Genomic DNA, 17536 nt, shown 5'->3' with positions numbered 1-17536 from the left:
TTTGTAAATTCTTGTCTGCCGGCAAGACGGAACTCCTATTATTTATTTTATTGAAACATTAAAAATAAAAAGAGACAAGATACAGTCCTTGTCTCTCTGATTGCTATTAAAACCTCGATGATGAGCCTCCGCCTCCAGAGCGGCCACCGCCACCTGAGTTCCTTCCGCCTCCGCCTCTTCTCGCAGAAGCTGCTGCCATCCTTAAAATGAAGAACGTAACTCGTCCTCCGGTTAATATAAAATCCAAAATTATCAGTATCAATATTATAATCCCTGCGATAGCTGCCAATATTGGATGCTCTTCGACAAAGCTGTTCTCTATGTTTGTTTGTCGTCTTGTTTCGCTGCTATTCGGGTATTGAACGCTATCTCCATCGCCATTGACTATACTGCAAATATCCAAATATATTGCCTTTACAGCCTCATCCATACCCTTTTCTTTATTTAGCTCAGAAAACTTTGTAAGGAGCTTATTACTTTCCAGGTCAGTTAAGACCCCTTCATAGCCATATCCTACTTCGATTCTGGATTCTCGCTCCTGCTTGCTTAGTATAAAGAGAATCCCCTTATCCTTAGTGCCTATTTTCCACTTATTAAAAACGGCATTGGAATATTCTTCGATAGTGCTGCCGTTTAATGTGTCGACACTAACAAACACCACCTGGCCACCTTCAGTGGATTTAAAGGTGCTTTCGCCAAGCCTTACGATATCTTGGCCTGTGCTTGAATCCAGCATCTTAGCAAAGTCATTGAAGTAAAACTCTGCTGTAGGATTTGGTATTTTAGGCTCTGCTGCTTGTACATCGACTATTCCCAAGCCCATTGTAACTAAAAGCAATATTATAAGAAACGCTGCTGGCAGCCTTAGTAGTTTCACTCACATGCCTCCAATTTTTTAAAATTTCACTTCATATGCCTTCTCAGCGCCAGCTTCTGCCTTAATATACGGGAACTCATCATTAAATCCCAATATGTTTGCTGCAATGTTTGTCGGGAATACCTTAATCCTCTTGTTGTATACCTTTACATTATCATTATAGTATTTTCTAGCCACTGCAATTCTATTTTCGGTGCCTTCAAGCTCTATCCTTAAATCTTGGAAGCCCTGATTCTGCTTCAATTCAGGGTAGTTCTCAGTTATAGCCAAAAGTCTTCCCAATACCGAAGAAACTCCTTCGTTTGCATTGATTTTATCCTCTAAAGTTGCTGCACCTGACAATTTTGCCCGTGCTTCTGCAAGCTGAGTGAAAATCTCTTGTTCTTTTATAGCTTGAGCTTTTACTGTTTCTACAAGGTTGGGTATCAGATCAGCTCTTCTTTGATATTGTACTTCAACATCACCCCATGAAGCGCTTACATCCTCGCTTAAATTCACAAGGCCTCTCTGTACACCCACGAAATAAACAGCCAATATTACAGCAATACCTATAACAATTACCAGAGTCTTATTTTTCATTTTTTTACCTCACTTTTATTTCTTTTATTTTTCTGAATCTAAAACGGTACCATGCAAATTCATTAATATAAAATATATCATATGACCGGTAACTTTGAAAGTCTTATACTGCACTGATACTAGTTGATTTAATTTCATTTGGTTTAAATTGCTTAAACCTGTTATCCTATCTTTTTGAGCATAGCTGCAGGTCTTTGTATCTCGCTTTTGCTCATAAAACGCCAAATAATATATATTAAGGGATGGTTAGTAATCAATAAATGTTTATTAACCATCCCTTAATATTATTCTATATGACTTATGATTTTTTAAAAAGCGAGTCTACACATCACACTGTTCAATTTCTATAGCGTAATCTCCACACTCAAAACATACCATTATGCTTACTATATAACTGTTATCCACAGCGCCTTGCTTTAACAGCTTCGTAAATGATGAGTCTTTATATTCTTTTGAAATGCTGCTTATTACATATCTGCCTTTCTTTGTGAATATAAAAAAGTGATACTCCAGGAATTTAAAAAACTTATCCTTCTCTTTTTTACCCGCAAGGCAATTTTGACATGGATGATCATAGTATTCTATTCCAAAATCAACTGCCTCTTGCTGCCCTAGCAGCTCTATTATGTCAGATTCTTTGATTCCTTCAACAGGATGCTCTTTATCATTGATTATATAGCTGCAATTCTCCTCACCAAGCTCGTACTCCTTATTGTTATAAACAAACTTATACATTTTTACATTGCACCTCTTTATGTATTCAAATTACTTTCTCTATTCTGTATTCTACCATATGATAAACTCGATTACTAAAGTATCCCTCATCATCGACTCTATTAACCTCAATAAAATTACATCTTTTTAAAAGGTTTATTGAATTGATGTTCTGTTCTTCTGTGTATGCCTCTAAAGCCCTTAGTTTCATCACCTCAAAGCCATATTCAATTACACTAAATAATGCTTCTTTCATTAAGCCTTTGCCTTGATAAGCAGGGCTAATCCCATACCCTAATTCGCCACTTTCCTGCTCTTTATTGATATTCCATATGCTAATGGTTCCAATTAACTTATTTGACTGCTTGTATTCAATCGCCCAGTTAATCCACTTATCATCATCTATGCCTTTATTCATCTTCTCAATATATGCTTTTGTTTCATAAGTGGTTGCATCTGGTATCGTATCAATATACTCATTCATCTTTGGGTCATTTCTCATTTCAAATAAATCATTAATATCATTATAGCTCATTCTTCTTAATAATAGATTTTTTGTTTCTATATCAGGGAAAAGAGTATCGTTATACATTTTTACACCCACTTGCTTTCTTAGTTTAGCCTGCCGCTTCTATTTTTGTTTGTCCAACCCAGTATATACCGCATCCATAAGAAAAAGACATCCAATCCCATATATCTGAGTAGCCATTACATTATATTCTATAAAGGGAATAAAAACAATAATAAACAAAAGGGACAATGCACCCACTTTCCTATACAAATATACTTATATAGTTACTATGGAGCTGCTCTCCCGTTCTGCCGAAGTAATCCCTTAATCTTCTAGGTCCTGCAAGTACTTCCCTGCCTATGAACAATGTGCCGTCATCCTTTGTCTTAACATTCCATTTGACAAGTACTATACACCCATCTGCTATTTCAATTGCCGTAATGCAACGAGGATGGACGCAGCTGCCATCATTGAAATACGGGGGCTCACCTACCTCAGGAAACATAGGTCTATGGGTGTGTCCGGCAATAAGAATATGCTTTTCCTCTATTACCCATTCAGTAAGTCTCTTTTCTACTGCATCTTTCTTTTTATAGTTTTTAGCTGCTCTTGTAGGGTCATTTACCCCAAATATGGTAAGGGGCCTCCATAAGTATCTGACCAAAAATCTGGCTGGCTTCCACAGTCTATAGTTTAAGAAATCCACTTGATGCCCATGTACAAGAAAAACTTTATCACCTGTGCCCCTATGATTTAAAACCAACCCTTCATGAAACTTTATATTTTTGAATAAAGAAACATGTCTCTTTCCAGACTCATCAAAATATTGATATAGATTATTCTTTACAAACCTATTGTCTTTCTTCACCATATCATGATTTCCAAATATTAAATATAGCCTGTCTTCATTGTAAAATCTGGACAGAAGCCAAAAAACATCACTATGAACCTGCTTAATGTCTGTAAACCGGCTATTCTCCCAAAGCTCGTCTCCATCACCAATCTCAATATAAGTGAATTTTTCTTTGTAGTAATGAGTTAAGGCAGCAAAATAAAGATTTTGGTTTCTGGAAAATTCATCTGCCCAGCTTCCATCACCCCTATGGCAATCACTCATTAGAACAATCCTTGAGGAATCATCGAAAGGAATTTGTTCCGCTGCTTCAAAAACTTGAGATACATGCTTTAATGCATCCACCTTTAACCTCACCTCACTAAGGCACTGACCCCTTTTATATATAATATATTCGGTTAAAGCACGATTCGAGACTCATAAAAAAAGGCAGGAATTTAATTCCTGCCGAAGTAATCTTAAACTAAATAATTTTTGAATTTTTCATACATCTCAAGTAATGGTTTATTCTTGTTTTATTTCATAAATGTGCTTCCAACCAATGTTGTCCAGTTTGTTATTGGTCCCGGGTACAATCCCATTACCAAAATCATTATAGCTGAAACTATCATTACAAGCTTTAAAGAAGCCGGGATTTTAATTTTGGTGGTATCTGAAGCTTCACCCATGAGCATTACTCTTATGACTACTATATAGTAGTATATTGAAACCACGCTCATTCCCATTGCTACAAATGCCATCCACAGGTATCCCTGCTGTGCTGCTGCCGTAAAGAGATAGAACTTTCCGATAAAGCCTGCAGCAGGTGGAATTCCGGCAAGGCTTAAGAGGCTGATTAAGAGCACTGCTGTAAGCAAGGGAGAACGCTTCCACATTCCACTGAAATCCTGTATGTCATCCTTACCGGTCTGATTTGAAAAAGCAGTGATTGAAGCAAAGGCCCCAATGTTTGCGAATATATAAAGCAGCAGATAATATAGCATTGCACTTATTCCGGCTGTAGTATAGGATACTATACCGATAAGTATATACCCTGCATGTGCAACACCTGAATAGGCAAGCATCCTTTTTAAGTTGGTCTGAGGAATTGCTATAATGTTACCTATCATCATGGATAATATAGAAAGTGCAATTATCAGCACTACAACACTACTCTGGTTTGACTGCATAACCTGCATGAGCATCTTTATTAAAACTGCAAAGCCTGCAACCTTAGATCCTCCTGCCAAAAATGCTGTTACAGGTGTTGGAGCCCCTTCATATATATCCGGTGACCACATATGAAATGGAGCTGCGGATATTTTAAATCCAAAACCCGCAATAACAAGTACGCTTGCTAATACAACCATGGAATGGTTGCTTCCTGAACTTAAATAACTGATAATATCAGGGAAATTAACTGAACCGCTGAGTCCATATAACAAGCTCATTCCATACAATAATACTGCTGTGGACATTGCATTTAAGAGTACATACTTTGTGCCTGCTTCAGTTGACTTAATGCTCTTCTTGTCGTAGGCAGTGAGTATTATGAAGGATATGGACATAAGCTCAAGTCCAATATACAGTGTAATTAAATCATTGGCTGATGCCATTACCATCATACCCAGAGTTGCAAAAATCATTATTATAAAGAATTCACTTCTGCTGTCAGTAAGCTTTTTAACATAACTTATAGACATTAAGGAAGCCATAGCAGCAGATATTATGAAAAGCTGCTTGAAATAGGTTGATATACTGTCGCTTACATACAAGCCCTTGAAAAAGCTTATGCTGTCCCCACTGCTGTAAACAAAGGTAAAAACCAGTATGCCTAGCAGTGCAAAAGCTGAAAAATATCCTATGAGAGACTTTTTAGCACGAGGCAGCACCAAACTCATTGCCAGAACTAATACCCCAAGTGCAGCAACAAGTATTTCTACTAGAACAGAATTAAGATTCATTAGAAAAGCCCCCCTATACTTAAAGTAATAAACTTCTGAGCTATAGGAACAATTCCGCTGTTAATCATATGCATTATCAGCCCCGGGAAAATTCCAAAGATAAATAATACAGCGCTGAGTAATACTATTGGAATCATTTCAACACCCTTTGCATCCTTTATGTGATCCCATTTAGCATTACGGGGACCGAAGAATACCTGCTGTACAACCCTTAATATATATATGGCAGTTATTACTACCGCAAATATTGAAATCACAGCAAGCACCGGATATACCTGTATTGAACCAATGAATACTGAAAATTCAGCAATGAAGTTAAATAATCCGGGAAGCCCAAGGGATGCCAACCCTGCAATCATAAATGCTGCAGCAATTCTCGGCATCTGGTGGGCAAGCCCTCCAAAGTCTGAAATCATTCTTGTATGAGTCTTGTCATAGATTAAACCAACAAGCGCAAAGAACAGTGCCGCCATTATACCGTGTGCAAACATCTGAGCTGCTGCACCACTTATAGATGCTGCATTAAAGGATGCAATACCTATTAGAACATATCCCATATGGCTTACAGAAGAATTTGCTACAACATATTTAATATCCTTTTGAACCATTGCAACAAAGGCAATGTAAACTGCATTAACTGTTGCAAGAACTGCAATCATTGGTCCCCAGAATGCTGCACCCTGTGGGAAAAAGTTTATTCCTACACGGATAAGTGCATATCCTCCAAGCTTCATTATTACTCCTGCGAGAAGCATACTTATTGCTGTTGGAGCTGCGGAGTGACCGTCCGGTGTCCATCTGTGAAGAGGGAATATCGGAACCAATACTCCAAAGCCAACCATCATAAGCAGGAATGCGAACCTTTGAAAATCAACATCATAGTTAATAACTGCAAGCTTTGCTATATCAAGAGTGTATACTCCTGATGCATTTCCCGCATAAACATAAACTGCTATAATGCCAATAAGTGCAACTGCACTTCCTCCAAGTAAATAGAGGGTATATTTCATTGCAGCATATTCCTTGTTTTTACTTCCCCAAACATTGATCAGTATAAACTTAGGAATAACCGCCATCTCTATAAACAGGAACATTAATAAAAGATCTCTTGACATGAACACTCCGAATACTCCACCTACAAGTACAAGCATGTAGAAGAAGAATTCCTTAACTCTGTTTTCAAGCTTCCAGGAAACAAATACTCCACTGAAAAGTATTATTGAGGTCAATAAAACCATAGGCATGCTTAATCCGTCTACTCCCAGACTAAAGTCTATTCCAAAGCCCTTGACCCAGGTGTACTGTTCAGTAAACTGCATTCCACCAGCCTGGCTGCTGTAATTCAAATAAGCAACAAAGGAAAGCGCTAAAGCTATTCCAGCTGCCAGAGCGGCTATAGTCTTAATTACCTTGTCCTGCTTTTCAGGCACAAATAAAAGTGATATTGCTCCTATGATTGGAGCTAACATTATTATAAAAAGTATATGAAATCCCATTACTTCAGAGCACCTCCCATCAAAGGAGTGGACATAACTATAACAATTATAACCACTGCAGTGAATATTACTAAAGCATAGCTTTGCAGATAGCCTGTCTGAGTAACACGGGCTTTCCTGCCTGCAATCCCGAGAAGCCTTGCAAATCCATCAAACATACCATCAATAACCTTATGGTCTATCCAATCGAATGCTCTTCCTGAAACAAGCATTATACTATCAAAGGCCCAGTTGTACAAATTATCAATATAAAATTTGTTGTATAAAAGCATATACAGTCCATTCCATTTCTTAGCAAGGGCTGCAGTGTTAACAATCTTTTTAGAATAAAGCAGCCATGCAGTAAATATTCCTGCCAGGGCTACCATTGTTGATACGCCTGCTACTGCCATATTAATATGTGGAGCCTCAGCTTCCCCAAAGAATATGAAGGTACCGAAGCTTTTTCCAAATGTATTATAAAACCATGGTGAATTTACAAAACCAGTGAGTACTGACATAATTGCTAATAGTATCAGCGGTAATGTCATAACCCAGCCTGATTCATGGGCATGATAGTCTGAAAGCTTCTTTCCAAAGAAAGCTGTAAAAATCAATCTGAACATATAGAAGGCTGTCATAAATGCTACTACAGTTCCTAAAATATAAAGTCCTATATGCCCGCTTGATAGTGCAGTACTTAATATTTCATCCTTACTCCAGAAGCCTGCCAGTGGGAATATACCGGCTAATGCAAGGGAACCTATTACAAAGGTCCATGTTGTTATTGGCATTTTGGATTTAAGACCGCCCATCTTGAATATGTTCTGTTCTTCAACTGCATGAATAACGCTTCCTGCACCGAGGAACAGCAGAGCCTTGAAGAATGCATGGGTTGTCAAATGGAACATCCCTGATGTCAAGCTTCCAAGTCCCATAGCCATAACCATGTATCCAAGCTGGCTTAATGTTGAAAAAGCAAGAATTCTTTTTATATCATCCTGCACAAGGGCTATTGAAGCTGCAAAAATTGCAGTAAATCCACCAATATAAGCCATTGTAGTAAGAACTTCCGGTACACTTTCGAAAAGTATAAAACCTCTTGCTATTAAATAAACACCCGCTGCAACCATTGTTGCCGCATGTATAAGAGCACTTACCGGGGTCGGACCCTCCATGGCATCCGGAAGCCAGACATGAAGTGGAAATTGAGCGGATTTACCTATCGGTCCAACAAATATCAGAGCAGCTATAAGTGCTAAAAAGCCGGCTCCACTTGCACCAGATATTAAACCTGAAAGCTCTCCGAAATTAAAGGTACCAAACTTTACAAATAATAGAATAATGCCAGTCATAAATCCAAAGTCTGCCCATCTGTTAGTAATGAATGCCTTTTTGCTCGCATCGGCAGCAGCTGGTTTGTGGAACCAAAAGCCTATTAAAAGATATGAACAAAGCCCCACCAGCTCCCAGAATGCAAACATCTGGAAGTAGTTATTAGCTACTACAAGACCAAGCATAGAGAAGGTAAACAAGGATATATATGCAAAGTATCTTGAGAATCCTTCATCACCCTTCATGTATCCTAAAGAATACAATATTACCAGGGTTGCAACGAAGGTTACTATCACTAGCATTAATGATGATAGGGGATCTATCAATATCCCCATCTGTATCTCAAGGCCCCTGAAGGAGCCCACTGACGGGATATTGAGCCAGTTTACAGCCACCTCTTGTGCCTCTGCTCCTGACAGCATTTCAATAAATATTTTTATTGAAAGAACAGCAGAGCTTAAAACTGCAGCCAAAGCTATCATTGCACTTAGCATCTTAGCCTTCTTGGTCAGAAACACAATTAATATGAAAGATAATAGTGGTAATAATATAATAAACAACGCATTTTCAGCCATTAATATTCACCTGCCTTATTGTATAATCTACCATTTTAAAAGGTCTATGTCGTCTATGGTAGTGGATGTTCTGTGGCGGTACAGTAATATAATTATCGCAAGTCCCACAGCCACTTCGCAGGCAGCAACAGCAATTACAAAAATTGCAAATGTATGCCCTGCCAGCACATCAGGATTTAGAAAGCGATTAAAAGCTACAAGATTAATATTTACCGAATTAAGCATAAGCTCGATACACATAAAAACCGATATGGCATTTTTTTTCGAAACTGCACCATACAGTCCTATGCAAAAGAGAATTGCTGCTAAAATTAAATAATGCTGTAGAGTAATCATCTTGTACTCTTCACCCCTTTCCCGATTACAATTGCTCCTATGGTTGCAACCAGAAGCAGCACACCCACCACCTGGAATGCAATTGAGTAATCGTTAAGTAGAAGTGATGATATAGCGTTTATTGTGGAATCAGGCGGAACAGCTGTAGATAAAGTAAATTTTGCATTAAATATGTTTAATGCGAAAACTATAAAAAGTGCTGCTGCCACAATCGCTCCATATACTTTGTACCTATTGAACTGACTGCTTTTCTCTATATATTCTCTCTTAGTGAGCATGACTCCGAAAACAAACAGTATGGTTATAGCACCTACATACACCATTACTTGAACCACAGCCAGATAGTCTGCATTAAGCAGTAAATATATTATAGCGATACATGCAAAGGCAATCGCCATAAAAAGTGCGCTGTGTACAAGGTTTGTTGACAGTACCATTTTGAGGGCTGCAAATATAATGAGAGCAGCTACTGCATAAAATACTATAGATGTAACCATTAATTATACCCCCCGCTCTTTCTGCTCTATTTTAGGCTCTTCCGAGGTTGTTGCTGCTACTTCAGCAAAATAGTCTTCCTTTACCTTTTCACTCTTTTTCCACTGACGAATTACGTCAGTCTTGTTGTAGCATATAGTATCAAAATCAGTTTTGAAATAAATCGCTTTTGTGGGACATGCCTTTGTACAAAATCCACAATACAAGCAATATCCAAGACTCATGTTATATTGTTGAAGAGCCTTTTTACCATTTTCATCCTTTTCAGAATCAACCCTTATTACTCCGTTAGGGCATGCATTTACGCACAGATTGCAGGATATGCATTTATCAAAGTCAAAACCAAAGGAGCCATGGGAGCGTGGAGGTAAATTGGGCTTTACTTCCGGATACTGCTGTGTAACCTTCTTCATAAAGAATCTTTTCATTGTTATGCCCATTCCTTTTAATATACCGAAACCGTACATGTGAGCACCTCCAAACTATTAAATAATGTGAAACAACTTTATTATAATTCCAGTAACGAATATATTTGCTATGGATATTGGAATAAGAACCTTCCAATTAAACTGCATCATTTTATCAACTCTCGCTCTTGGCAGAGTCCATCTAACCCACTCTAGGAAGAGAATCATTAAGTAGGTTTTAATCATAAACCACATCCATGATGGCAGGAATGGTCCATCCCATCCACCAAAGAACAGTGTTACTCCAAGTCCAGCCAAAACAAACAGGTTGGCATATTCCGCCATGAAGAATAATGCAAAACGCATTCCTGTATATTCAGTATGATAACCTGCTACAATCTCTTGTTCGGCTTCCATCATATCAAAGGGAGATTTGTTTAATTCAGCCAGTGCAGAAATTATAAATATTACAAATGCAACAGGCTGGAGAAACACATACCATACCTTACCCTGAGAAAGTACAATTTCATTTAAATTTAATGTTCCTGCAATCATAACAACACCAAGCATTGAAAAACAAAGAGGTATTTCATAGCTTATAACCTGTGCAACGGTTCTCATGCCTCCTATTAGTGAATACTTGTTGTTTGAACCCCATCCTGCCATAAGAATTGCTATTGTGGAAGTTGAGGATATAGCTGCAAAACATAATATTCCTACATTTATGTTAACTGCAGACATTCCCTGTCCATAAGGAAGCAATGCATAAAGCATCATAGTTACAGTAAATATAAAAATTGGTGCCGCTTTATAAACAACCTTGTCCACCGCATCAGGAATTATTGACTCTTTACCAATCAGCTTTGCTGCATCAACCATTGACTGTAAAAGTCCAAATGGCCCAACTCTGTTTGGTCCCAGTCTTTCCTGAAAAAAGCTGGAAACACGGCGGTCTATCCATAGGATTATTATTATGTTAAAAGTTACTACTGCTGCAATTGCAACAAAATATACCACTGACATAATCAGATTGGTAAATACGTCGCCAAAACCAATCCAATGCAAAATATTTCTTATTAAGTTAGCGCCGCTAATAAAAATATTATTTATCAATTCCATTTAGATTCTCCTTCTCAAAAGCCGTATTTTCAAAATCGTATGCATTCGCCGGAGACTTTATCGGTCAATTTCACCCAGGCAAATATCAAAGGAAGCAAGTGTTGCAATAAAGTCCTGCACATACATCCCTACTGCAATCTCCGGGAAAATCCCTATATTCACAAATGAAGGTGAGTGTACATGCAGTCTATATGGCTTTGTACTTCCATCACTTACTATATAGTAGCCCAGTATTCCCTTTGCGCTTTCAATCTGGTTATAGACCTCTCCAATTGGAGGCTTTATTATTTTTGGGACCTTTGCAGTTATAGGTCCTTCAGGTAATGAAGCGATTGCCTGTTCAATTATCCTTATGCTCTGTCTGATTTCCAATATACGCATACTAAATCTGGCAAAGCAGTCTCCATCCTTAAGTACCGGTACATCAAAATCAAACTTGTCGTAAACGCTGTATGGAGCTATTTTTCTAAGGTCATATGCATTTCCTGCAGCTCTTAAATTCGGTCCTGTAATGCCGAACTCAATGGCTTTCTCGGGAGTTATGACACCTACCCCCTTTGTCCTGGACAGAAATATTTCATTTCCTGAAATCATTCCATCTACATCATTGAGCCTGTCATTTAAATCTGCTATTACTTTCTTTGCTGCAGGGATGAATTCCAGAGGCAAGTCGTCCATTACTCCCCCTATGGTATAATAGGCCGGCATCATTCTTGAGCCTGTGACCATTTCAAGCAGGTCCAATATTCCTTCCCTGGCAGAAAAGCCGTACATCCATGCAGTAGTCGCATTTAAGTCTATACATGTACTCGATATTAAAATAAGATGACTTGCTATTCTCTGAAGTTCACCTATTATAACTCGAAGATATTCTGCCCTTTCAGGAACCTCAATTTCCATTAATTTTTCAACCGTAACTACATATCCCCAGTTATTTAAAGCTCCTGCCAAGTAATCGATCCTTGGGGTCAATGCAGCAAATTGAGCATAGGTACGGCTTTCAGCAAGCTTCTCTATCCCTCTATGAAGGTATCCTATATGATTCTCGGATTTTATAATTTCCTCTCCGTTAAGTGTGAGAACCGCTCTAAATACCCCATGGGTACTTGGATGTGCAGGCCCTAAGTTAATTTTATATTCCTGGGTCTCAAAATTTTCTTCCATCAATGCCATCTCAAACTCTTCCTCCTCGCTTAGATATTAATTTGGGGTAAACTCTCTAAACAATTTACCCTAAAATCTGCTGACTACATCTAATTTAAAGCTTTTTTGAAGGGGATGGCCTACAAAATCCTCGGGATTCAAGATTCTCTTAAGGTTTTCATGACCTTCAAATACTACACCCATCAGGTCGTAGACTTCTCTTTCCATTGATTCAGCATATCTCCAGACAGAAACAATGGAAGGTATTATACTGTCACTTTTTTCAAGCTTCACTTTCACAGCAAGCAGCTTTACCTCATCATTCATCAAATGATACACTACCTCAAACCTGTCCTCATAATCAGCTGATGTAACATCCATGAGCCTTATAAAATTAAACTCATCCTTCAAGGCTTTGAGAACATCTATAATACTTTGCCGTTTAACATATATTGCCTGTCCAGTTTCAGAAAGCTCCAACCGATCTTTAAAAGTGACACTTAGCTTTTCTACAAGGCTTACAATATCAATCATTTCTATTCACCTTCGCAATCTCCGGTTTATTTAATTTGGCTTTGAGTTTCAAAAAGCCTTCTATTAATGCTTCAGGTCTCGGTGGACATCCCGGAATTATTACATCCACAGGGAGAATCCGGTCCACTCCTCTCAGCACTGAATAGGAATCTGCAAAAGGCCCTCCTGTAATTGAACAGCTGCCCATGGCTATAACATATCTGGGTTCCGCCATCTGATCATATAGTCTCTTTACAACAGGAACCATTTTATTGGTTACTGTTCCTGCAACTATCATAACATCCGCGTGACGTGGTGATGGACGGAAAACCTCATAGCCAAAACGTGATATATCGTATCTCGCACCACCAGACGCCATCATCTCTATTGCACAGCATGCAGGCCCAAAGGAAAGGGGCCATAAAGAATTGGAACGACAGAAATCTATACCCTTTTCCAATGTAGTAAAAACCACGTGGTTTGTCAAAAAATCTCTCAAGCTGTTATTATCTATCTCATTTAATTCCATTTCTTTTTGGAACAGCTCTTCATCAAATACTTTTTCTATATTTTGCTCTTTATCATTATTATTTACTTCCATTCTAATGCTCCTTTCTTCCATGCATACAATAATCCCGCTGAAAGCATTCCAACGAATATACACATTTCTACAAATCCAAAAATTCCAACAGCTTTAAATGCTACAGCCCATGGATAAAGAAATACTGTTTCCACATCAAATATTACAAATATAAGTGCATATAAAAAATAGCTGATCCTGAATTGTACCCATGTAGGTCCTACAGTGTCCAATCCGCATTCATAGGTCTTCTCTTTTTCATAGTTAGGCCGCTTTGGTCTGACGAACCAATTGGTGATTATTACAATGAACCCAAAAGCAATTCCCCCTAATAAGAATATACCTAGCGTTCCAAAATTCTGATCCATTTCCCTTTCTCCTTTCTGTAAACATTATATGTTTGCTTTGCATATTGTATACACAAATGATAATAATTGCACCTTTTTAGACGATGCCAATTATGGAATATAGAAACACCAATCCCATCATTTGATCAAAAAAAGTAGCTGGGTTAGTAATTGTATCCATCGATAAACCCAATATCTAAATAGCTTAAACTATTGCAGATGCTAAAGATAAAAGCTGTGCTCATATTGCTACATATGTAAATATAGCACTTAAAATTAATAATGCAACTCTGCTAAATGCTCGCAAATATATAAAAAACATCAAATTATGACAAATTACCTTGTTTGTATTGAAGTATCTCTGTTTAGGCACTACTTAGCTTTATCTCCCAATCCTTTTGTCTTACCATACAAGGAACCGCATATTAATGTCCGAAGAACACTCTGACAATTGTTTCATAATCTATTTTTTAACAAAGTCTAAAAAAGTAAATTTCTTACATCGCCAGGTGTTTTGAAGTTAGAATGCTATCGCTATAGCAAAAATCCCACAATTTCTTGCGGGATTTTTATTATACTAATTCAAATAATCCTTGATTTTTTCATATATCTCAAATAATGCTTTACTCTTGCCTATGTTCAGAATTGCATCATAGATTTCAGGTGCCTGATCCCTGATTGCATTCATTTTATTCGGTAAATTATCATATGCTCCGGTGATTTCCTGATACTTATCGCATAACAGCTCATTTTTCCTTTGTATTAGCCAATCTGTTTCTGCTATTCGTGTAATCGGTTGTGGTGTATGTGGTTCATCAAATATCAGACTTACTGCAGTCCCATCTATAAAAATTTCATTCTTTGAATATCCTGCTTCCATTAATCCTTTTACTAATGCTTTACGCATAGCTGCATCTTTTAAGGTAATAGTCAAATACATCTTTAAATCTGACGGCTCTGAAAACTCACCCAGTTTAAAGCCTGTAAGCCACCAGTGTCTATCTTTTCTTCTAAAGAGTAGTTCACCGTCCTTTACTAGAGAATAAGATATATACAATCGATCTGCATTGCTTGCACAATTATAAAAGGTACCATCGAAAAAGCCAGGAATATTTAAATCAGGTCCTTCTGTCGTATATACCCCTATCTCGCCGCCGATGGTCATACCATACTGCCCTTTCCAAAATTCAATCAGCCACCTTTTACCACCATACTCAAAGTAAATCGGTTCGCAATCTATAATCATGTTTAACGGTGCTAATGCTTCATCATACAGGCGGCAATATCCCATTTTCCTCTGCCATGAATCCATATTGGAATAAAATATGTCTTGATTTGGATCATAGGAATACCCAGCATTTTTTATTGCTTCATACATAGTATCAATATCCGCCCCCTTTTTTAATCTATTACCGGCAGCAGAATGCCGGTATGTCATGAGATAAAACAACGCTGCGATTGCCAAGATAAAAGCCAGAACAATTGGAATCCATAGGTATAAATTTATTCCTTCCAGGAACTGCAGCATAAAAACTCACTCCAAATATATTATTCAATTTCATAATATTCTTCAGGCAGCCATTATGTTAAAAGATAATAATCGCAGCAGAAAAAAACCTCTGGGTTGAAGATTCACCCCAGAGGTTTTCGACTATTATTCTATTTTCTAAGAATTGCTACGCCTGTATCTATTACTGCAGGACCTGTGCTTTTATCGTTTAACGCTGCATAAGCCTGTGCAACTCCCAAATAGCCCATTGTAAATGGATTCTGTGCCATTGCTGCCTTTAAACTACCGTCTTTCAGCAGTCCCAGAATTGCGTCTGATTTATCAAAGCCAATGCCTATAATGCTCTTGCCCGCTGCTTTTATTGCATTTCCTACGCCTACAGTTGAACCTTCGTTTGTTCCATATAATCCAACCAGATCTTCATTTCCGGCAATAAAGCCATATGCAGCTTCTTGGGAAGCAGCAGCATCGCCATCTTTATATTCTGTTGTCAAAATAGTATATCCAGCAGCCGCAACAACTTCTTTAAAGCCATTTTCTCTATTCATTGTTGAATTTGTTGCAGTATTAACACTTATGATACCTATTTTGCCACTTGTTTTACCAGCAGCTTTTAACTCATCTACCATTGTCTGTCCTGCCAGTACTCCTGCTTGACGATTGTTTGTTGACAATGTTGCAATAGCTGGTTCGTCTGCTGCTGAGTCAACATATATAATTTTTACGCCTTTTGCTTTTGCAGTTTTGACTGCTTCTGAAATAGCTTTCGGATCATTTGCTGCAAGCAAGATTAAATCTGCTTTATCTGCAACTGCATTATTAACTGCTTCAATCTGTTTAGCATTGTCTTTTACATCTGGTGCATCCCATTTGTAATTTAGTCCCAAGGCTTCAGCCATGGTCTTTGCGCCTGCATCAACATTCACCCAGTGCTGGTCCATTTTGTCCATTGTGATTAAGTAAACGGTCTTAGTTGGGGTTGGGGCTGGGGCTGCAGCTTCAGGAGCTGCCGCTGCAACTGGTGTTTCCACTTTAGGCGCACATGCTGTAAAGGCAAATGCCATTGTTAAAATCAGTAGGAATACTAAGATTTTTTTCATTCTCTCCACTCCTCATATTTATTATTATTTATTCATGGCGCACGTTACACCATGATAAAAATCAATTTGAAACTAGCTGGAAATATTAACTCCTTTGCTTTTTAACACTTTTCTGAAATCAAATTTTCCACTTCTAGCCACCCTGTCAATTAGGACTGATATTATAACTACAACTCCTATTACCAGGTTTCTAAGAGCCAATGGAGCCCCGGCAAATTGAAGTCCGTTGTTTAATACTCCCCAGATGAAAGAACCAATTACTGTTCCAAACAGTAAGCCTTGGCCTCCCATCGTACTTACACCACCTATGACAGATGCAGCCACAGCATTCAGTTCATACATGTTTCCGGCACTCATAGTTCCCATGCCACTTTGTGCGGTCAGCATCAATCCTACAATTCCTGCAAGGAATGCACTAAAAATGTATACCTTGCTTTCAGCCAGAATGACATTGACTCCCGAAAGCTTTGCTGCCTCATAGTTGCTCCCGATAGCGTAGGTATGCCTCCCGGTTCTGGTTCTGGATAAGATAAAATTGAAGAATATGAATAATATCAACCCAATCCATATTGGATTGTACAGTCCAAAGGTATCACCATAGTAAAACAGGTCCTTAAAGACTTTGGCACTTTCCGGAATTCCATCAGTATTCATGTTGCCATTTACCAATTGAGCAATACCTCTTGCAATTATCATTGTTCCCAAGGTTGCTATAAATGCAGGAAGCTTTGCCTTGGACACGAGGAGTCCATTAAACAGCCCGACAACACAGCAGGCCAAAATGGTTATAAGTGCTGCCAGCCAAGGGTTCATGTGACCGGCAGTCATTAATGTTGCAGATATCATGGATGACATTCCTGCAACCGAACCAATGGATAGGTCAATACCACCTGTTATTAATACAAAGGATTGCCCCATACCAATTATCATAATTGGAACAACTTGGCGCAGAAGGTTAGTCGTATTATCAGGCGAAAAAAACAAGGGGTTTATAATACCAAATACAATCGTCATGATTATTAGTGCGATTGATACTGAAATTACCTGCCCCATGCCTCTGATTGATACTATTTGTCTCCACATGCCATTAAAGCTGTGTTCTTTATTCTGCATGACTCTTCTCC

The 17536-nt window shown here is 38.2% G+C and carries 19 protein-coding genes; all 19 read right to left on the bottom strand.

The window, feature by feature from the left end; genetic code table 11:
• Positions 1-106: 106 nt before the first annotated feature.
• The 19 genes from VEB00_11600 to VEB00_11510 all read right to left on the bottom strand — a co-directional run bounded on the left by VEB00_11600 (position 107) and on the right by VEB00_11510 (position 17525).
• A complete protein-coding gene (locus VEB00_11600) occupies positions 107-877 on the bottom strand; it encodes a TPM domain-containing protein (protein ID HYF83658.1) in 771 nt (256 codons plus the stop codon).
• Positions 878-895: 18 nt separating this feature from the next.
• A complete protein-coding gene (locus tag VEB00_11595) occupies positions 896-1456 on the bottom strand; it encodes a LemA family protein (protein ID HYF83657.1) in 561 nt (186 codons plus the stop codon).
• Positions 1457-1777: 321 nt separating this feature from the next.
• Positions 1778-2191 (bottom strand): DUF3785 family protein, encoded by a 414-nt coding sequence (locus VEB00_11590; protein ID HYF83656.1) that lies wholly within the window; start codon positions 2189-2191, stop codon positions 1778-1780.
• A 25-nt stretch (positions 2192-2216) separates the two neighbouring features.
• Positions 2217-2762: a GNAT family N-acetyltransferase gene (locus VEB00_11585; GenBank protein HYF83655.1), complete on the bottom strand. Its 546-nt coding sequence runs from the start codon at positions 2760-2762 to the stop codon at positions 2217-2219.
• A gap of 181 nt (positions 2763-2943) precedes the next feature.
• Positions 2944-3879 carry a metallophosphoesterase gene (locus VEB00_11580; GenBank protein HYF83654.1) on the bottom strand — a complete coding sequence of 312 codons (936 nt, stop codon included), beginning with the start codon at positions 3877-3879 and terminating at the stop codon, positions 2944-2946.
• Positions 3880-4049: 170 nt separating this feature from the next.
• Positions 4050-5477 (bottom strand): NADH-quinone oxidoreductase subunit N, encoded by a 1428-nt coding sequence (locus VEB00_11575; protein ID HYF83653.1) that lies wholly within the window; start codon positions 5475-5477, stop codon positions 4050-4052.
• Complete coding sequence (locus VEB00_11570) at positions 5477-6973, bottom strand: NADH-quinone oxidoreductase subunit M (GenBank protein ID HYF83652.1); 1497 nt, start codon at positions 6971-6973, stop codon at positions 5477-5479. Before VEB00_11570 ends, VEB00_11575 begins: the two co-directional genes overlap by 1 nt.
• Positions 6973-8862, bottom strand: a complete 1890-nt coding sequence (gene nuoL, locus VEB00_11565) for an NADH-quinone oxidoreductase subunit L (GenBank protein HYF83651.1) — start codon at positions 8860-8862, stop codon at positions 6973-6975. The genes VEB00_11570 and nuoL overlap by 1 nt, the downstream gene beginning before the upstream one ends.
• A gap of 27 nt (positions 8863-8889) precedes the next feature.
• A complete protein-coding gene (nuoK, locus tag VEB00_11560; GenBank protein HYF83650.1) occupies positions 8890-9198 on the bottom strand; it encodes an NADH-quinone oxidoreductase subunit NuoK in 309 nt (102 codons plus the stop codon).
• The gene (locus tag VEB00_11555; GenBank protein ID HYF83649.1) at positions 9195-9695 is read right to left on the bottom strand and encodes an NADH-quinone oxidoreductase subunit J; all 501 of its coding nucleotides are present in this window, start codon (positions 9693-9695) and stop codon (positions 9195-9197) included. Before VEB00_11555 ends, nuoK begins: the two co-directional genes overlap by 4 nt.
• A gap of 3 nt (positions 9696-9698) precedes the next feature.
• The gene (locus VEB00_11550; GenBank protein HYF83648.1) at positions 9699-10160 is read right to left on the bottom strand and encodes an NADH-quinone oxidoreductase subunit I; all 462 of its coding nucleotides are present in this window, start codon (positions 10158-10160) and stop codon (positions 9699-9701) included.
• Positions 10161-10178: 18 nt separating this feature from the next.
• Entirely contained in the window at positions 10179-11219 is a 1041-nt protein-coding gene (nuoH, locus tag VEB00_11545) for an NADH-quinone oxidoreductase subunit NuoH (protein HYF83647.1), read from the bottom strand.
• 57 nt (positions 11220-11276) lie between these two features.
• Positions 11277-12392, bottom strand: coding sequence for an NADH-quinone oxidoreductase subunit D (locus tag VEB00_11540; protein HYF83646.1), 1116 nt, complete (start codon positions 12390-12392; stop codon positions 11277-11279).
• Between the two features lie 60 nt (positions 12393-12452).
• Positions 12453-12896, bottom strand: a complete 444-nt coding sequence (locus tag VEB00_11535; GenBank protein HYF83645.1) for an NADH-quinone oxidoreductase subunit C — start codon at positions 12894-12896, stop codon at positions 12453-12455.
• The gene (locus VEB00_11530) at positions 12889-13404 is read right to left on the bottom strand and encodes an NADH-quinone oxidoreductase subunit B family protein (protein HYF83644.1); all 516 of its coding nucleotides are present in this window, start codon (positions 13402-13404) and stop codon (positions 12889-12891) included. Before VEB00_11530 ends, VEB00_11535 begins: the two co-directional genes overlap by 8 nt.
• A 62-nt stretch (positions 13405-13466) precedes the next feature.
• On the bottom strand, positions 13467-13823 hold the full coding sequence (locus VEB00_11525; protein HYF83643.1) for an NADH-quinone oxidoreductase subunit A: 357 nt from the start codon (positions 13821-13823) through the stop codon (positions 13467-13469).
• 556 nt (positions 13824-14379) lie between these two features.
• A complete protein-coding gene (locus VEB00_11520) occupies positions 14380-15330 on the bottom strand; it encodes a DUF4474 domain-containing protein (GenBank protein ID HYF83642.1) in 951 nt (316 codons plus the stop codon).
• A gap of 131 nt (positions 15331-15461) precedes the next feature.
• On the bottom strand, positions 15462-16412 hold the full coding sequence (locus tag VEB00_11515) for a substrate-binding domain-containing protein (protein ID HYF83641.1): 951 nt from the start codon (positions 16410-16412) through the stop codon (positions 15462-15464).
• A gap of 72 nt (positions 16413-16484) precedes the next feature.
• A complete protein-coding gene (locus VEB00_11510; protein HYF83640.1) occupies positions 16485-17525 on the bottom strand; it encodes an ABC transporter permease in 1041 nt (346 codons plus the stop codon).
• Positions 17526-17536 lie beyond the last annotated feature (11 nt).

It is taken from the genome of Clostridia bacterium (genome assembly GCA_035628995.1).
Taxonomy (GTDB): Bacteria; Bacillota; Clostridia; order Lutisporales; family Lutisporaceae; genus BRH-c25.
The sequence above is the reverse complement of the archived record's forward strand: the minus strand, read 5'-3'. Positions and strand labels throughout refer to the sequence as shown.